17 protein-coding genes are annotated in these 16,793 nt (G+C 52.3%); 8 read left to right on the forward strand and 9 right to left on the reverse strand.

Translation table 11 applies throughout. The features are described 5' to 3' along the window. The first annotated feature begins 2 nt into the window (after positions 1–2). From ftsZ to secA, 4 genes are all read left to right on the forward strand, one after another. Positions 3–1,157 (forward strand): cell division protein FtsZ, encoded by a 1,155-nt coding sequence (ftsZ, locus tag ABDW13_RS21895; protein ID WP_008108602.1) that lies wholly within the window; start codon positions 3–5, stop codon positions 1,155–1,157. Positions 1,158–1,258: 101 nt separating this feature from the next. Further along, positions 1,259–2,176, forward strand: coding sequence for a UDP-3-O-acyl-N-acetylglucosamine deacetylase (gene lpxC / locus ABDW13_RS21900; protein ID WP_343554636.1), 918 nt, complete (start codon positions 1,259–1,261; stop codon positions 2,174–2,176). 272 nt (positions 2,177–2,448) lie between these two features. Beyond that, positions 2,449–2,949 (forward strand): secA translation cis-regulator SecM, encoded by a 501-nt coding sequence (gene secM, locus ABDW13_RS21905; RefSeq protein WP_343554637.1) that lies wholly within the window; start codon positions 2,449–2,451, stop codon positions 2,947–2,949. A gap of 76 nt (positions 2,950–3,025) precedes the next feature. After that, positions 3,026–5,731: a preprotein translocase subunit SecA gene (gene secA / locus ABDW13_RS21910; RefSeq protein ID WP_343554638.1), complete on the forward strand. Its 2,706-nt coding sequence runs from the start codon at positions 3,026–3,028 to the stop codon at positions 5,729–5,731. Positions 5,732–5,779: 48 nt separating this feature from the next. On the opposite strand, the gene ABDW13_RS21915 is transcribed toward secA, so the two are convergent. Further along, the gene (locus ABDW13_RS21915; RefSeq protein ID WP_343554639.1) at positions 5,780–6,166 is read right to left on the reverse strand and encodes a response regulator; all 387 of its coding nucleotides are present in this window, start codon (positions 6,164–6,166) and stop codon (positions 5,780–5,782) included. Positions 6,167–6,352: 186 nt separating this feature from the next. On the opposite strand from ABDW13_RS21915, the gene mutT reads away from it, so the two are divergent. Next, positions 6,353–6,748, forward strand: a complete 396-nt coding sequence (mutT, locus tag ABDW13_RS21920) for an 8-oxo-dGTP diphosphatase MutT (protein ID WP_343554640.1) — start codon at positions 6,353–6,355, stop codon at positions 6,746–6,748. Between the two features lie 28 nt (positions 6,749–6,776). On the opposite strand, the gene yacG is transcribed toward mutT, so the two are convergent. The 3 genes from yacG to coaE are packed head-to-tail and all read right to left on the reverse strand — an operon-like array spanning position 6,777 to position 8,339. Further along, the gene (yacG, locus tag ABDW13_RS21925; protein WP_343554641.1) at positions 6,777–6,974 is read right to left on the reverse strand and encodes a DNA gyrase inhibitor YacG; all 198 of its coding nucleotides are present in this window, start codon (positions 6,972–6,974) and stop codon (positions 6,777–6,779) included. Between the two features lie 8 nt (positions 6,975–6,982). Next, a complete protein-coding gene (gene zapD / locus ABDW13_RS21930) occupies positions 6,983–7,726 on the reverse strand; it encodes a cell division protein ZapD (RefSeq protein WP_343554642.1) in 744 nt (247 codons plus the stop codon). A 4-nt stretch (positions 7,727–7,730) separates the two neighbouring features. Beyond that, the gene (gene coaE / locus ABDW13_RS21935; RefSeq protein ID WP_343554643.1) at positions 7,731–8,339 is read right to left on the reverse strand and encodes a dephospho-CoA kinase; all 609 of its coding nucleotides are present in this window, start codon (positions 8,337–8,339) and stop codon (positions 7,731–7,733) included. A 218-nt stretch (positions 8,340–8,557) separates the two neighbouring features. Here coaE and ABDW13_RS21940 point away from each other — a divergent pair, with 218 nt between their 5' ends. Next, positions 8,558–9,598 (forward strand): GMP reductase, encoded by a 1,041-nt coding sequence (locus ABDW13_RS21940; RefSeq protein ID WP_343554644.1) that lies wholly within the window; start codon positions 8,558–8,560, stop codon positions 9,596–9,598. Between the two features lie 33 nt (positions 9,599–9,631). Here the strand turns inward: ABDW13_RS21940 and hofC are convergent, their stop codons facing one another. The 4 genes from hofC to nadC form a co-directional block, all read right to left on the reverse strand. Next, a complete protein-coding gene (gene hofC / locus ABDW13_RS21945; RefSeq protein ID WP_343554645.1) occupies positions 9,632–10,831 on the reverse strand; it encodes a protein transport protein HofC in 1,200 nt (399 codons plus the stop codon). After that, the gene (gspE, locus tag ABDW13_RS21950; protein ID WP_343554646.1) at positions 10,824–12,212 is read right to left on the reverse strand and encodes a type II secretion system protein GspE; all 1,389 of its coding nucleotides are present in this window, start codon (positions 12,210–12,212) and stop codon (positions 10,824–10,826) included. Before gspE ends, hofC begins: the two co-directional genes overlap by 8 nt. Then, positions 12,212–12,655: a prepilin peptidase-dependent pilin gene (gene ppdD / locus ABDW13_RS21955; RefSeq protein WP_343554647.1), complete on the reverse strand. Its 444-nt coding sequence runs from the start codon at positions 12,653–12,655 to the stop codon at positions 12,212–12,214. Before ppdD ends, gspE begins: the two co-directional genes overlap by 1 nt. 173 nt (positions 12,656–12,828) lie before the next feature. After that, positions 12,829–13,725 (reverse strand): carboxylating nicotinate-nucleotide diphosphorylase, encoded by an 897-nt coding sequence (gene nadC, locus ABDW13_RS21960; RefSeq protein ID WP_343554648.1) that lies wholly within the window; start codon positions 13,723–13,725, stop codon positions 12,829–12,831. Positions 13,726–13,906: 181 nt separating this feature from the next. On the opposite strand from nadC, the gene ampD reads away from it, so the two are divergent. Together ampD and ampE are read left to right on the forward strand one after the other, a co-directional pair. Next, positions 13,907–14,458, forward strand: a complete 552-nt coding sequence (ampD, locus tag ABDW13_RS21965; RefSeq protein ID WP_343554649.1) for a 1,6-anhydro-N-acetylmuramyl-L-alanine amidase AmpD — start codon at positions 13,907–13,909, stop codon at positions 14,456–14,458. Positions 14,459–14,474: 16 nt separating this feature from the next. Continuing rightward, positions 14,475–15,329 (forward strand): beta-lactamase regulator AmpE, encoded by an 855-nt coding sequence (ampE, locus tag ABDW13_RS21970; RefSeq protein WP_343554650.1) that lies wholly within the window; start codon positions 14,475–14,477, stop codon positions 15,327–15,329. A 51-nt stretch (positions 15,330–15,380) separates the two neighbouring features. Here the strand turns inward: ampE and aroP are convergent, their stop codons facing one another. Further along, on the reverse strand, positions 15,381–16,736 hold the full coding sequence (gene aroP, locus ABDW13_RS21975) for an aromatic amino acid transporter AroP (protein WP_343554651.1): 1,356 nt from the start codon (positions 16,734–16,736) through the stop codon (positions 15,381–15,383). Between the last annotated feature and the right edge of the window lie 57 nt (positions 16,737–16,793).

Consider the following 16,793-nt stretch of genomic DNA (forward strand, 5'->3'; position numbering starts at 1 on the left):
TCATGTTTGAACCTATGGAATTAACCAATGACGCGGTGATTAAAGTCATCGGCGTCGGCGGTGGCGGTGGCAACGCCGTAGAGCACATGGTACGCGAGCGTATCGAAGGTGTGGAATTCTTCGCTGTAAATACCGACGCGCAAGCGTTGCGTAAGACAGCGGTCGGCCAGACGATCCAAATCGGGACCAACATCACTAAAGGTCTCGGTGCAGGTGCGAACCCAGAAGTGGGCCGTAACTCTGCAGAAGAGGATCGCGAAGCACTGCGTGCTGCGCTGGATGGTGCAGACATGGTGTTTATCGCAGCAGGCATGGGCGGCGGTACCGGTACCGGTGCAGCGCCAGTGGTTGCTGAAGTGGCCAAAGATTTAGGTATCCTGACCGTTGCGGTGGTGACAAAGCCATTCAACTTCGAAGGCAAAAAGCGTATGGCTTTTGCTGAGCAGGGTATCGCTGAGCTGTCTAAGCATGTCGATTCATTGATCACTATTCCAAACGACAAGCTGTTGAAAGTGCTGGGTCGTGGCATCTCTCTGTTAGATGCGTTCGGCGCGGCTAACGACGTGCTGAAAGGCGCGGTGCAGGGTATCGCTGAACTGATCACCCGTCCGGGCTTGATGAACGTCGACTTCGCGGACGTACGTACCGTGATGTCAGAAATGGGTTACGCCATGATGGGTTCAGGCGTGGCGTGCGGTGAAGATCGTGCGGAAGAAGCGGCAGAAATGGCGATTTCATCTCCACTGTTGGAAGATATCGATCTGTCTGGTGCGCGCGGCGTGCTGGTCAACATCACTGCGGGCTTTGACTTGCGTCTGGATGAGTTCGAAACCGTGGGTAACACTATCCGCGCCTTCGCGTCTGACAACGCTACTGTGGTAATCGGTACATCTCTGGATCCAGAGATGAACGACGAACTGCGTGTTACCGTGGTTGCGACCGGTATCGGCATGGATAAGCGCCCAGAAATTACCTTGGTCACCAACAAGCCAGCGACTCAGCCAGTGATGGATCATCGCTATCAGCAGCACGGCATGGCGCCGTTGCCGCAAGAGCAGAAACCCGCGGCTAAAGTGGTCAATGACCAACCGGCAGCATCTAGCAAAGAACCTGATTATTTGGACATTCCAGCCTTCCTGCGTAAGCAGGCGGACTAAGAATATCCTGAGAATTGGGATTCTCCGCTCTTTGTGCTAAAGTATTCGCCCGCCGGTAATTTATACTGGCGGTCGGAAGGGTAATATTGCGAGATAAAGCGATGATCAAACAAAGGACATTAAAACGTATCGTTCAGGCGACTGGTGTCGGTTTACATACCGGCAAGAAAGTTACGCTGACTTTACGCCCTGCGTCGGCTAATACCGGGGTCATCTATCGTCGCACTGACTTGAATCCACCGGTTGATTTCCCGGCTGATGCAAAATATGTGCGCGACACCATGCTAAGTACTTGCCTGGTGAATGATGAAGGCGTGCGTATTTCTACAGTCGAACACTTGAACGCCGCATTGGCGGGCTTGGGCATCGACAACATTATTGTTGAAGTTGATGCGCCGGAAATTCCGATTATGGACGGCAGTGCCGCACCTTTTGTCTATCTGCTGATGGATGCAGGCATCGAAGAGCTGAACAGCGCGAAGAAATTCGTGCGTGTGAAGAAAACGGTGCGTGTAGAAGATGGCGACAAGTGGGCCGAGATCAAACCGTATAACGGTTTCTCACTCGACTTCACTATCGACTTCAAACATCCAGCGATCGACTCAAGCTCGCAGCGTTATCAGCTTAACTTCTCGGCTGAAGGGTTTGTTCGTCAAATCAGCCGTGCGCGTACTTTTGGCTTTATGCGTGAAATCGAATATCTGCAGTCTAAAGGCCTGTGCCTGGGCGGTAGTTTAGATTGTGCGATTGGCCTCGATGACTTCCGCGTATTAAACGAAGACGGTCTGCGCTTTGAAGATGAGTTTGTTCGTCACAAAATGCTGGATGCTATCGGTGACTTGTTCATGTGTGGCCACAATGTGATTGGCGCATTTACTGCGTTCAAATCAGGTCATGCCTTGAACAATAAGTTACTGCAAGCGGTTCTGGCACAGCAGGAAGCCTGGGAATGGGCAACCTTCGAAGACGAAGCTGAACTGCCGCTGGCATTCAAAGCACCAAATTTAGTTCTGGCATAAGCCAGTCGTAAACGGCAGGTTTCGCTGACACCCTCTCCGGTCAGTGGAACCTGCCGTTTTTTATTGCCTCGCATTTTATCCTGCAAAACCGATCTCATTTCGCTGTCGTGACTGGCGAAACCCTGTACAAAAAAACGTGAAATCCGCCGTAAGCCCTTTAATCGCTGGTGTCGAAGCACTACATAAGTGCTATCATCTTGCGCTCATATAAGCTGGGTATTGCAAATTGCTGCAACGGCTTACACCTTTTTTCAATGCATTGTGGACGGATTGTGATCGGGATTTTCTCACGCTGGCGACAATTAGGCAGACGCTATTTCTGGCCTCATCTTCTATTGGGGATGGTGGCGGCCAGTTTTGGTTTGCCTGCTTGCGCGCAAAGCTCTGAGCCCACGGCGACCGATTCGCCAATCAGCAGTCTGTTTGTCGGCAATGTTGTTCACTTCGATCATCTGATTCGCCTACAAGAAAGTGCGCGTCGGCCTAACGTTAACGTCGATTATTGGCATCAGCATGCGATCCGCACGGTAATTCGTCATCTCTCCTTTAGCATGACGCCACCAGTGCAGGCTGAAGCCAGCCAGGCAGCCCCGCTAGCAGCGCAAAAGCTGGCGTTGATTGGTTCGCTTCAGGCGCTTTTGACCTCACCTGCTCAATCTCTGGCTATAGTTGAGCCGCAGCAAAGCCTGCAACATCATCAACCGCAAATTCATTCTTCTGCTGATTGGCAGGCCGCTATCCACGGCATTCGCGCCGGACCTTTCAACGCTTAACTGCTAACGTTTTTTCCGCATCCTGTTTTAGATTTCGCAGCCCGTGAGATCACGGCTGAATTGAGAAGAATTTATCATGTTAATCAAATTGTTAACCAAAGTATTTGGCAGCAGCAATGATCGTACTCTGCGTCGTATGCGTAAAGTCGTCGACATCATCAACAAGATGGAGCCGGATTTCGTAAAGCTCTCCGATGATGAACTGAAAGCAAAAACCGATCTGTTTCGTGAGCGTCTGAAAAAAGGCGAAAGCCTTGAAAGTCTGATTCCTGAAGCTTTTGCCACCGTACGTGAAGCAAGTAAGCGCGTATTTGGTATGCGTCACTTTGATGTGCAGCTGATTGGCGGCATGGTATTGAACGAGCGTTGCATCGCGGAGATGCGTACCGGTGAAGGTAAAACGCTGACTGCAACGTTACCGGCTTACCTCAACGCGTTGAGTGGTAAAGGCGTGCACGTTGTTACCGTCAACGACTATTTGGCGCAACGTGACGCCGAAAACAACCGTGCGCTGTTTGAATTCCTCGGCTTGACCATTGGCATCAACTTGCCAAACATGCCAGCTGTGGCGAAGCGTGCCGCCTATGCTGCTGATATCACCTATGGCACCAACAACGAATACGGCTTCGACTACCTGCGTGACAACATGGCGTTCAGCCCTGAAGAGCGTGTACAGCGTAAACTGCACTATGCGTTGGTGGATGAGGTCGACTCAATCCTGATCGATGAAGCGCGTACCCCGTTGATCATTTCGGGGCCGGCTGAAGATAGCTCTGAGCTGTATACCAAAGTTAACAAGATCATCCCGCATCTGGTTCGTCAGGATAAAGAAGACTCTGACACCTTCCAGGGCGAAGGAGATTTCTGGGTTGATGAGAAAGCGCGCCAGGCACACATGAGCGAGCGCGGCTTGGTTAAAGTCGAAGAGCTGCTGGTTAGCCAAGGCATCATGGAAGAAGGCGAGTCACTCTACTCACCAACCAACATCATGCTGATGCACCATGTAACCGCCGCATTGCGCGCGCATGCACTCTTTACCCGTGATGTGGATTACATCGTTAAAGACGGCGAAGTGGTCATCGTCGATGAGCACACCGGTCGTACCATGCAAGGCCGTCGCTGGTCAGATGGTTTGCATCAGGCGGTTGAAGCGAAAGAAGGCGTTGAAATCCAGAACGAAAACCAAACGCTGGCTTCCATTACCTTCCAGAACTACTTCCGCATCTATGACAAACTGGCTGGCATGACCGGTACCGCAGATACCGAAGCGTTCGAGTTCAGCTCCATCTACAAACTCGACACTATCGTGGTACCAACTAACCGTCCGATGGTGCGTAAAGATATGGCTGACTTGGTCTACATGACCGAGAAAGAGAAGATTGACGCGATTATCGAAGATATCCGCGCTTGCACCGCCAACGGCCAGCCAGTGTTGGTGGGTACGATCTCGATTGAAAAATCGGAAGTGGTCTCGAATGAACTGACGCGTGCGGGCATCAAACACAGCGTACTGAACGCGAAATTCCACGCCAGTGAAGCAGATATCGTTGCGCAAGCGGGTCAACCTGCTGCGGTGACCATCGCTACCAACATGGCCGGTCGTGGTACCGATATCGTGTTGGGTGGTAGCTGGCAGGCTGAGCTTGCCGCGATGGATGAGCCAAGCGAAGAGCAGATTCAGGCCATGAAAGAAGCGTGGAAACTGCGTCATGACGCGGTTCTGGCTGCCGGTGGTTTGCACATTATTGGTACAGAGCGTCACGAATCTCGTCGTATCGATAACCAGCTGCGTGGTCGTGCGGGTCGTCAGGGTGATGCCGGTTCTTCCCGCTTCTATCTGTCGATGGAAGATGCGTTGATGCGTATCTTTGCATCGGATCGTGTCTCTAACATGATGCGCAAACTGGGTATGAAGCCAGGCGAAGCGATTGAGCATCCTTGGGTGACCAAAGCGATTGCCAACGCCCAGCGTAAAGTCGAAAGCCGTAACTTTGATATTCGTAAGCAACTGCTGGAATACGATGATGTGGCGAACGATCAACGTCGCGCTATCTACAGCCAACGTAACGAACTGCTGGATGTTTCTGATGTATCAGAAACCATCAACAGCATTCGTGAAGACGTCTATAAAACCACTATTGATACCTACATTCCGCCGCAGTCGCTGGAAGAGATGTGGGACGTTGCCGGCCTGGAAGAACGTCTGCGTAATGACTTCGATCTGAATCTGCCGATCGCTGAATGGCTGGATAAAGAACCGGATCTGCATGAAGAGACGCTGCGTGAACGTATCATGAGCCACGCGGCGGAGAGCTATGCAGCGAAAGAAGAAGTGGTTGGCGCAGAAATGATGCGCAACTTCGAGAAAGGAGTAATGCTGCAAACGCTGGATTCACTCTGGAAAGAGCACCTGGCTGCAATGGATTACCTGCGCCAGGGCATCCATTTACGTGGTTATGCGCAGAAAGATCCTAAGCAGGAGTACAAACGTGAATCCTTCGCGATGTTTGCTTCGATGCTGGAGTCGTTGAAATACGAAGTGATCAGTACGCTGAGCAAGGTTCAGGTGCGCATGCCAGAAGAAGTTGAAGCGATGGAGCAACAGCGTCGTGAAGAAGCAGAGCGTTTAGCACAACAGCAGCGACTGAGCCACGTCGATGATGCAACCGCAGCCGCTGAAGCGTTAGCTGCGCAAGGCGGAGAACGTAAAGTGGGTCGTAATGACCTTTGCCCATGCGGTTCTGGCAAAAAATACAAACAGTGTCACGGCCGTCTGGCCTGATGAACTAAGGAGCCTGCGGGCTCCTTTTTCTTTGCAGCGCGCCAGAATTCAGCGCGTGATTGCCATCAGTTTCTCTTCGTTTAAACGGACGCCGTGATAAGGCAGCGTCACCAACAGGCCATCCGGCAAACCAAAACGTTTAAACAGGGCACGGCTTTGAAATAACAGCTGGTGATAATTGTTATCGCTGATGCTCGGATAACTTTCATTCCACACCGTGGCTATGATCTGACGTTTTGAGGTGATGCGCAGCAACAGGCAGGATAGAAAGCGTTTTTGTGCTTCGTTTAACGGGATTATTTTGTGTTCTGGCCACCAGGTTAAGGTGTTTTGCGCGCTGTCTAATGTCAGAATGTCGTGAAAGACTAAATGGCGCAGCGCATGTATTTGTTCTTGCGTGTTTTTCGCCAGAAACGTTTTTTCGTTGAATTCCATAGCTAATCAGGTTTGGCAGAAGAAAGTGGCTGCGAGTATTCCCAACATGCCCGGTTGCGATCATTACGACATGTCTTAATCGACGAGGTTTGTGCGACAGATGACGTCGCGTCCATTTCGGTGGTTAACATCGTTAAGCGTCTGATTTACACTCAGCGCTCATTTATTAAAAGCGGAATCTGGCTTATGAAACACCTGCAGGTGGCGGTCGGCATCATTCGTAACTCACATCGTCAAATCTTTCTTGCCCAGCGTGCGGCAAGCTCCTACATGGCGAATAAATGGGAGTTTCCCGGCGGAAAAATTGAACAAAACGAAACTGCCGAGCAGGCGCTCAAACGCGAGTTAATGGAAGAAACCGGAATTGAAGTAACCGCAGCGACGGCGATTGGCTTGGCCGATCACAGCTATGACGACCTGCGCGTTACCTTACATTTCTTCCTGGTTGAAGGCTGGAACGGTGAGCCTTATGGCCGCGAAGGGCAACCGCAACGTTGGGTGGAGCAGCAGGAGTTGGTGGCTGATGAGTTTCCACCCGCTAATCATCCGTTGATAAGCCGCTTAGTGACAGGCGAGATTTAAATTAAGGGGCTGCGCGCCCCTTAATTAATTACTGTTGCTCTTCGCTCCAGTCATCACTGTCATTCTGGTCGCCGCTGCTCGGAATACGTTTTTCTTCTGCGGCCCATTCACCCAAATCAATCAACTGACAGCGCTTACTGCAAAATGGTCGCCATGGGCTTAACTCATCCCAAATCACATCGCGGCGGCAATTGGGGCAGGGTACGGTAATAATTTCTTCCGGCATAACATCCTCTAACAACATGCTAATTCAAAATTCAGTCGGGCGGGTACTTCGCCGCGTTCGCTATCGAGTGGCAGAAAACGAATCGCGTAGCGACTTTTGTGACCTGATACTTGCGGATACAACGCATCTTCCAGCGTTAACTGCAGGCGCAGCAAATCTGAGCCTTCAGCATTGTCCTGATAAAAACCATTGAGGCTGGTTTGGTGGCGGAACACGCCTGATTGGCGCACTAAATCGAGGATCATCGTTAAGCTATTACGCAAAGGATTCAACGATTCCAGCCAGCTGTTGACCTGAAGATCACGCACTGATTGTTCCTGATGTAACCAGATATGCAGGCTTGGCAAATCAAAGCTGCAACAGCCGCCGGGAATACTCAAACGCTGACGCACCAATGCCACCAAACGATCTTCGCGCAGTTGTTGGCCCATACGTGGTGCAGCCATTAATTCGCTGGAATATTGCTTCAACTGTTGGCGTAAATTGTTAACGCGCAATTCATCTACACCTGGCACATCCAGCCATGCGCGCAACTTTTGCTGTTGACGCTCATGCTCTTTCAACAATTCGGTGCGCATATCACCGCGCTCAAAAATATCCAGCAAATCGCTGAGGATGCGGAACACTGCTAATGCCGATACTGAACCGTTAACCGGCACGGTCGCATGCAACTGTTCTAGCAAGTACTCGACGCGCAACCAGGTGCGCATCTTCTCATTCAAAGGGTGTTCAAACAGAACAACTGTACTCATGATGTTATTCCTTTCCTGTTGCTGCCAGGCGGAGATAGCGCTGGTGGAGTTCAGCAACGTGCGATAAAGCCTGCTCCGACGTACCGCTGTTATCAATGATGTCATCCGCACAGGCCAAACGTTGTTCACGGCTGGCCTGTGCGGCAAGAATATTTTTCGCCTGGCTTAATGAGACGCCATCACGCTGTTGGGTGCGTTTCAATTGTGTATCTGCATCGACATCCACCACCAGCACGCGATCGGCCTGATGTTGCAGGCTATTTTCAACTAATAGCGGCACCACCCAAAGCACGTAAGGTGAGGTTGCCAATAACTTTAATTGTTGGGTGCGGGCATTAATCAGTGGGTGGAGCAGTTGATTTAGCCAGTTTTTCTCTTGCGGCTGCTGGAAAATAATCTCACGCAGACGCGCACGATAGAGCGTGCCTTCCGCCGTTAAAATGGATTCTCCATGACGTTGAACAATCGCTTTTAACGCGGGAGTTCCAGGTTCAACCACTTCTCTGGCAATGACGTCGGCGTCAATGATATCAACGCCTAGCGCTGCGAAGGCATTGGCAATGGTGGTTTTTCCACTGCCGATGCCACCGGTGAGCGCAACGGTATAAGGCATAGCGTTCTCGCAAAATTTATATCGTGAGCGGACGTTAACCGCAGCAAGATGAGAGCGTGATCACAATCAGTTTTCTCAGCTAAATTTAAGGGATTGTAGCTTAAATAAAGTGAAATTCGCAGTCTTGTCGCGGAACGAATGGCGCGTATGATAACGACACTGGAGCCGTGAGCGCTACCCGAACTGCGGTTCGTCGTCACTAACCAGGACAATCAGCTATGCGTATTGAAGAAGATTTAAAATTGGGCTTTAAAGATGTGTTGATCCGCCCTAAACGTTCCACGTTGAAAAGCCGTTCCGAGGTTGAGCTGGAGCGTACTTTCACCTTCAAACATTCAGGCCTAAGCTGGAGCGGCATACCGGTTATTGCCGCCAACATGGATACCGTCGGCACTTTCACCATGGCAGAAGCGTTAGCCGGTTTTAATGTGCTGACCGCCGTACACAAACATTACAGCGTGGAAGCCTGGCAAGCCTTTGTGCAGCGCGTTCCAGCTAATGTGTTGAAACATGTGATGGTCTCATCCGGCACATCTGAATCCGATTTCACCAAATTATCAGCCATTCTGGCGTTATCGCCGCAACTCAACTTCATCTGCATCGACGTTGCCAACGGCTATTCTGAGCACTTTGTACAGTTCTTGCTGCGCGTTCGTGAAAGCTTCCCTGGCAAAACAATCTGCGCTGGTAATGTCGTTACCGGTGAAATGGTCGAAGAGTTGATTTTGTCGGGTGCGGATATCGTCAAAGTGGGCATCGGCCCAGGCTCAGTCTGCACTACGCGTGTAAAAACCGGCGTGGGTTATCCACAACTATCTGCTGTCATTGAGTGCGCTGATGCTGCACATGGCCTGGGCGGACAAATTGTCAGCGACGGCGGTTGTTCGGTGCCGGGCGACATTGCCAAAGCGTTCGGCGGCGGCGCTGATTTCGTGATGCTTGGCGGCATGCTTGCAGCACATGATGAGTGTGAAGGAACCATCGTTGAAGAGCAGGGTGAGCAATTTATGCTGTTTTACGGCATGAGTTCAGAATCCGCTATGAAGCGTCATGTTGGCGGCGTTGCCCAATATCGTGCAGCTGAAGGTAAAACAGTCCGCTTACCATTGCGCGGCCCGGTTGAAGATACCGTGAAAGATATCCTCGGTGGCCTACGTTCCGCCTGTACTTATGTCGGTGCGGAGCGTCTTAAAGAACTGACTAAACGCACGACTTTTATTCGCGTTGCCGAGCAAGAGAACCGCGTCTTTACGCGTTGATGAGATAAAGCGGGCGCGCATTCAGCGTGCCCGTTAACGAATGGCATCCCCCAAGCCAAATACTGGCAGATACATGGCAACCACCAATGTGCCGACAATGCCGCCAATCACCACCATCATCATCGGTTCAAGCGAGGCCGCCAACGCATCGGCACGTGATAATGTCTGCGCTTCATGCCATTCCGCCAAACGCGCGAGCATTACATCCAGCGCACCGGCTTCTTCCCCCACTCTGATCAACTGCGCGCACAGTGGTGTAAAAAGCAGGTGCTGTTGTAATGCCTGATACAGTGGTGCGCCCGCCGCAATATGCTGCTGCAATTGGATGATGGCATCACGCCAGAGACGTGAAGCCAGGGTAACTTCAACCGCCTGCAAACTCTGCAACAAGGTTAAACCGGATTGCTGCGTGAGTTGTAGAATGGCGTAAATTTGGCTGAGCTGACCGCCACGCCACAATGGTGATAGCAACGGCAAGCGCAGCATCCATTGATGGGCGCGTTTTTGCCATGCTACCGATCGTTGATAAGCCTGTTGTGCAACTGACAGTAAAACAGCACTGACTAACGACAGTGGCAGGGCGGCTTTTTGCAGGAGCTCTGACAACGACATTACAGCGGCAGTAAACGCCGGTAGTGGCGCATCAAAGCTGGCATAGACCGAGACAAATTCCGGTAGCACAAACAGCAGCATGCCCGCACTTACCGCCAATGCTACCAGCAGAATAAATAGCGGATAGCGCAGTGCTTTTACTACCTTCTGCCGTAAATGCTGCTGTTTGCTTTGCTGCTGAGCCAATTGGCGGCAGCATTCATCAAGCTGACCGGTTAACTCACCGACCTGCATCAATGCCGGAAACAGCGGCGGGAAGATTTGCGGCCACTCCTGCAAAGCCTGTGAGAATGGCTCGCCCGCAATGACACGTCGCTGCAAACCTTTGAGCAAAACTCGCCATCCTGCATGCGGATGGCCTTCCGCCAGCAATATCAAACTTTCAGCCAGCGGCAAACCGGCTTTCAGTAATGTCGCCAGTTGTCTCACCAGGTCAATCTTCTGCTGCCATTTCCAGTCACGCGCGCGCCAACATTTACCGCGCTGCCAACTTACCGGCAGCATGCCACGATCGGATAGCTGGTTGAGTAGCGCATCCTGATTGGCATTGAGCGATTCGCCGTCTTGCAATACGCCCATGGTATCCAGCGCCTGCCATTGAAAATGATACAGATTAGCCATCGCCCAACCCCACCACGCGCTGCATCTCTTCAAAAGAAGTGTCACCGCGACTGACTGCTTCTAATCCCGCAGCCAGCAGCGTTTTCATGCCCTGTTCATTGGCGAGCGTCAACAAATGCTCCAGCGGCATATCGGCTGAAATGGCATTTTGCAATTTGCTGGTGACTGGTAGCACTTCAAACAGCGCCAGCCGACCGTAATAGCCGGAGAAGCAGTGATCGCACCCCGGCGCCCGCCAGGTTTGTAGCGTGCCAGGCCATAACTCGCTGGGAAGGTGGGCGATAGCTTGTCCAGGCTGGCGGCAATGCACACATAATCTTCTCACCAATCGCTGGGCTACAACCAACTGCAAAGCTGGTCCAAGCAGATAACCGGGAATTTCCATTTGACGCAAACGCGTCAGTGTTTCGGCGGTGGAATTGGTGTGCAGCGTAGAAAGCACCAAATGGCCGGTTTGTGCGGCTTTCACCGCAATGCTGGCGGTTTCGGCATCACGAATTTCACCCACCATAATGACGTCGGGATCTTGTCTTAGTAGCGCTCGAAGCACGCGATTAAAATCAAGTCCGCTACGTGGTTGGATCTGTGTTTGATTGATGCCATCTAAAGGGATCTCAACGGGATCTTCCACGCTGCACACGTTCTTCTCGGGCACATTGAGCGCGCTCAATCCGCTATAAAGCGTGAACGTTTTACCACTGCCGGTGGGCCCGGTGACCAGAATCAAACCCTGCGGTTTTGCCAGTGCGTTTTTCAGCAATCGCAGTTGCGCGGCGGGCATGCCGAGTTTATCGAGCGTAATTGCACTATTTTCACTTTGCAGCAGTCGCACAACGGCTTTTTCTCCCTGACTAATCGGCAGGGTCGAAAGACGAAAGGCCGCCAGTTTGCCATCGATCTCCAACGTAAACTGTCCGTCTTGCGGTAATCGACGCTCGGCGATATCCAATCCGCCAAGAATTTTCAGGCGTGCCAGGATGGCGGCAGGTTGCGCTTCGACTGGTTGTGGCAACTTTTGCAGTACACCATCAACGCGCAGCCGTATACGTATTCCATGTCGCTGCGGCTCAAAATGCGCATCCGACGCGCGGCGCTGGATCGCTTGCCGCAATATCTGATCAACGGCATTAATCGCCGATTCTGCACTGGCATGTTCACGCGGCGCGCTTGCAGCATCGGGTTCGTGCAGTAATTGCTCGAGGCGTGCCGCCGGCCAACACTCAACTTCGACCTTGCACTGACTGGCAAATTGCAGTGCTTCCAGCAGCAGTGGGTCGGGCGCGTCAGCCACCGCCACACGGAGCTGTGTGGCATCGTGATGCAAGATTACCGCCTGATAGCGTGTGCAAAGCGCCTGCAATGCCGTGTTGGAGTTTTCCATTAGTTGGCATCCTTGTCAGCAAAACGGAACTGCTCCAGACAACTATCGCGCAGGCTATTGTTGTCGCTGGTGCAACTGCGTTGCCAGCTCAAGGTGCCATCGGTCGCGCTCCAGACGGGCAGCATTTCCACCGTCAAACCGGCGAGGCTTTCTTGTCCGGTTAGATTAATCGCGCCGTTGACCACGCTGAGCGTCGCCACGTAGCGTGAACCTTTAGCCGCAGGAATGCCGCGTTGTCCTGCCTGACACTGAGTAGGGCCGCCACGTTCAATGGCGCAGAGCTCAACCGCAGTTTTGTACGACACCATGGTTTGTAGCATGTCGGTCAGCGCTGCGCGTTGCAGATAGTTTTGATAAGCCGGTAGGCCGATGGCGCTAAGAATGGCGACGATGCCAATGACGATCATCAGTTCAATCAGGGTAAAACCGCGTTGTCTTTCCATAGTGAAACTCCTTGTTGTGGAGCCGCTACGGTAGAAAAGGGCGAGGGAAAGCGGAAGTCAGCTTGGCGCGAGGTTGGAAAATGCCTCGAAGAGAATCTTCAGGATTGCAGAGCAAGCAGCAGATAATTGGAGGATGTGTCGCAAAACCGCCGCGCTGGAGCGGCGGTGAGGGATCAAATTTCGCGGAAACGCATCGACAAATCCAACGCGCGAACATGTTTGGTCAGCGCGCCAACTGAGACATAGTCAACGCCGGTTTGAGCGATTTGCGGCAGTGTGGTTTCAGTGACATTGCCAGAGACTTCCAGTAGCGCGCGCTTAGCAGTTAAAGCGACTGCCTGATGCATCATCTCGAAGCTGAAGTTGTCCAGCATGATGATGTCAGCCCCCGCATCAATCGCATCTTGCAACTCCGCCAGCGTTTCCACTTCTACTTCGACCGGCACATCAGGTGACAGCCACAACGCTTTCTCCACGGCCTTGCGAACCGAGCCGCTGGCAATAATGTGGTTTTCTTTGATCAGGAAGGCGTCGGATAAACCTAAGCGGTGATTGTTACCGCCGCCGCACAGCACGGCATATTTCAATGCGGTGCGCAGGCCCGGCAAGGTTTTGCGCGTATCAAGCAGTTGAGTTTCACTGCCTTGCAGCAAGGCAACATAACGACTGACTTCGGTTGCCACACCCGAGAGCGTTTGCACGAAGTTGAGAGCGGTTCGTTCGGCCGTCAGTAGCAAACGCGCCGGACCCGCCAGCTCAAACAGCAGCTGATCAGCCTCCAGTATTTGGCCATCTTCAACGTGCCAGGTGATATGCACTTTATTGCCTAATTGGATAAACACTTCTTGCACCCAGCGTTTACCACAAAAAACACCGGCTTCACGCGTAATGACTTTTGCCACCGCCTGTTTTTCTGCTGGTAGCAGCAGTGCAGTGATGTCGCGATCGGCATCCACCTCACCGCCTAAATCTTCCTGAAGCGCGCGGGCAACGGCTTCGGGGATATCCTGTTCAATACGTTTAATCAGCTCCTGACGGCGATGATCGGGATCGTAACGACGCGATGCCATGGTTTACCACTCCACAAGACAAGATTTTGTGCGCTCACCTTAGCCTGAATTATCGGCTATTGCCAGTTAGCAGCGATGAAATGTTTAGTATCCTTAACTCGGTGGGGTTGGCGCATTAAGTCGCAAGTATCGCGTTTGAATCATGCTATTCTCAGCCTGATTTTGCTTAGGATTTAACAGCATGAAACTGGAACAGGGCTGGATTACCAGCGCGCGTAAAGTACCTTCACCGCACTTTAATCAACGTCCAAATGATGAAGTGCCTTCGCTGTTGATTATTCATAACATCAGCTTGCCGCCGGGTGAATTCGGCGGGCCATGGATTGATCGGCTGTTTACCGGCACTTTACCCGCCGATGCGCATCCCTATTTTGCCGATATCGCCCATTTGCGCGTTGCGGCGCACTGTTTAATCCGCCGTGACGGTGAACTGGTGCAATACGTCTCTTTTGATCAGCGTGCCTGGCATGCGGGTGTATCGCAGTTTGAAGGGCGTGAAGGCTGCAACGATTTTTCGATGGGCATTGAGCTGGAAGGCACCGATACGCTGCCCTTTACCGATGCACAATACGTCACTTTGCAGCAGGTCACACAGTTGCTGCTACAGCATTATCCGTTGACGCCTGCGCGCATCACCGGCCATAGCGATATAGCGCCCGATCGTAAAACCGATCCGGGCCCCTGTTTTGACTGGGTGCGCTATAAAGAGTCTATCAAGCAGGAGAATCCCTGATACAGCAGGAGCAGGTATGACGTTGTTTAGCTTGTTATTAGTTCTAGGTTGGGAACGCCTTTTTAAATTGGGCGAGCACTGGCAATTGGATCACCGACTGGAGCCACTGTTCCGCAATCGTCAGCGTTTTTCGCTGTTGCGTACGCTGGTGATGACATTGGTCGCCATGTTGATTGTTTGGCTCATCGTCTGGAGCCTGAAAGGCATTTTGTTTGGCGTGGCTCAACTGCTGTTCTGGATTGTGGTGGGACTGTTGTGCATTGGTGCCGGTTCGGTGCGGCTGCATTATCACCGCTATCTCAAGGCCGCCAGCCATGATGACCATGAAGCACATCAAGCAATGGCCGCCGAGCTAACACTGATTCACGGCGTGCCGGTTGAGTGCAGCGAACGTGAGTTTTTGCGTGAACTGCAAAATGCACTGATTTGGATTAATTTCCGCTTCTATCTGGCACCGCTGTTCTGGTTTGTGGTCGGTGGGCCGTACGGTCCGGTGCTGCTGGTGGGATATGCATTTTTGCGCGCCTGGCAGAGCTGGCTGGCAAAACATCATTCACCGCTGCAGCGTTCGCAGTCTGGCGTTGATCGGCTGTTGCATATACTTGACTGGATTCCGGTGCGCCTGGCTGGCGTGGCGTATGCATTGTTGGGCCACGGTGAGCGGGCTTTGCCGGCGTGGTTTGCCGCATTGGGCGATATCCATCGCTCCCAATATCAGGTGCTGACTAGCCTGGCGCAGTTCTCACTGGCGCGCGATCCGCATATGGATAAAGTAGAAACACCGCGCGTTGCCGTGGCATTGGCCAAACGCATCTCTTTGGTGATTGTGGTGGTGGTGGCGCTGTTGACGATTTACGGCACGTTAGTGTGAGTGAGAAGTGAAGAATCTGCCCGGCAGCAGTGTGCCGGGCAGAGTAGCGGATTAAGCTTTTTGCAGTTTGTTTTTGATGGTGTAACCGATAGCCAGAATCACCAGCCAAACCGGAATCAACCATACCGAAATCGCCATGCCAGGCGTCATCAGCATAATCACCAGCACACCCGCCAGGAACACCAAGCAAATCCAGTTACCTAACGGATAGAGCACCGCTTTGAAGCGCGTGGTAACACCTTGCTGATCTTTCTTCTTACGGAACTTCAGGTGCGCCAGGCTGATCATCGCCCAGTTGATGACCAAGGCAGAAACCACCAGCGCCATCAGCAGACCAAAGGCTTCACCCGGCATCAGGTAGTTAATCAATACGCAAAGCAGCGTTGCTACAGCAGAAACCAGAATGGTTGCTACTGGCACGCCGCGGCTATCCACTTTCAACAAGGCTTTAGGAGCGTTGCCCTGCTGCGCCAGGCCGAACAGCATGCGGCTGTTGCAGTACACGCAGCTGTTATAGACCGACAGCGCTGCGGTCAGGATCACGATGTTCAGCGCGTTAGCCACGAAAGCATCGCCCAGTTCATGGAAGATCAAAACGAACGGGCTGGTATCGGCAGTGACACGCGTCCACGGCAGCAGTGACAGCAATACCGCCAGCGAGCCAATGTAGAAAATCAGAATACGCCACAGCACCTGATTGGTGGCTTTTGGAATGCTCTCTTGTGGATTGTCAGCTTCGGCGGCAGTAATACCGACCAGCTCCAGACCACCAAACGAGAACATAATGATCGCCATCATCATCACCAATCCGGTCATGCCGTGCGGCAAGAAGCCGCCCTGATCCCACAGATTGCTGACGCTGGCCTGTGGACCGCCGTTGCCGCTAAACAGCAACCAGCCGCCGAACAGGATCATGCCGATAACCGCGACTACTTTAATAATCGCGAACCAGAACTCCATCTCACCAAACACTTTTACGTTGGTTAGGTTGATGGCGTTGATCAGTACAAAGAAGATGGCTGCTGTTGCCCAGGTGGGGAAATCGGGCCACCAGAACTGCACATATTTGCCAACGGCGGTTAATTCAGCCATCGCTACCAGCACATACAGTACCCAATAGTTCCAGCCCGAGGCGAAACCAGCGAAGTTGCCCCAATACTTGTAGGCAAAGTGGCTGAAGCTACCGGCAACCGGCTCTTCAACTACCATTTCGCCGAGTTGGCGCATAATCAGAAAGGCAATAAAACCGGCAATCGCATAACCCAGAATCACGGCCGGACCGGCCGATTTAATCACTGATGCGCTACCCAGAAACAGGCCAGTACCTACGGCTCCGCCCAGCGCAATCAGCTGAATATGGCGATTCTTTAAGCCGCGGTGCAGCGTGTCGCCATGCTGTTGTTCCATACAAACCTCGTGATGTTGTTATTGTGCACCTGCAGTGCGCGCACTGTAAGGCTGTTT

The organism is Pantoea sp. (assembly GCF_039594315.1).
GTDB lineage: Bacteria > Pseudomonadota > Gammaproteobacteria > Enterobacterales > Enterobacteriaceae > Pantoea.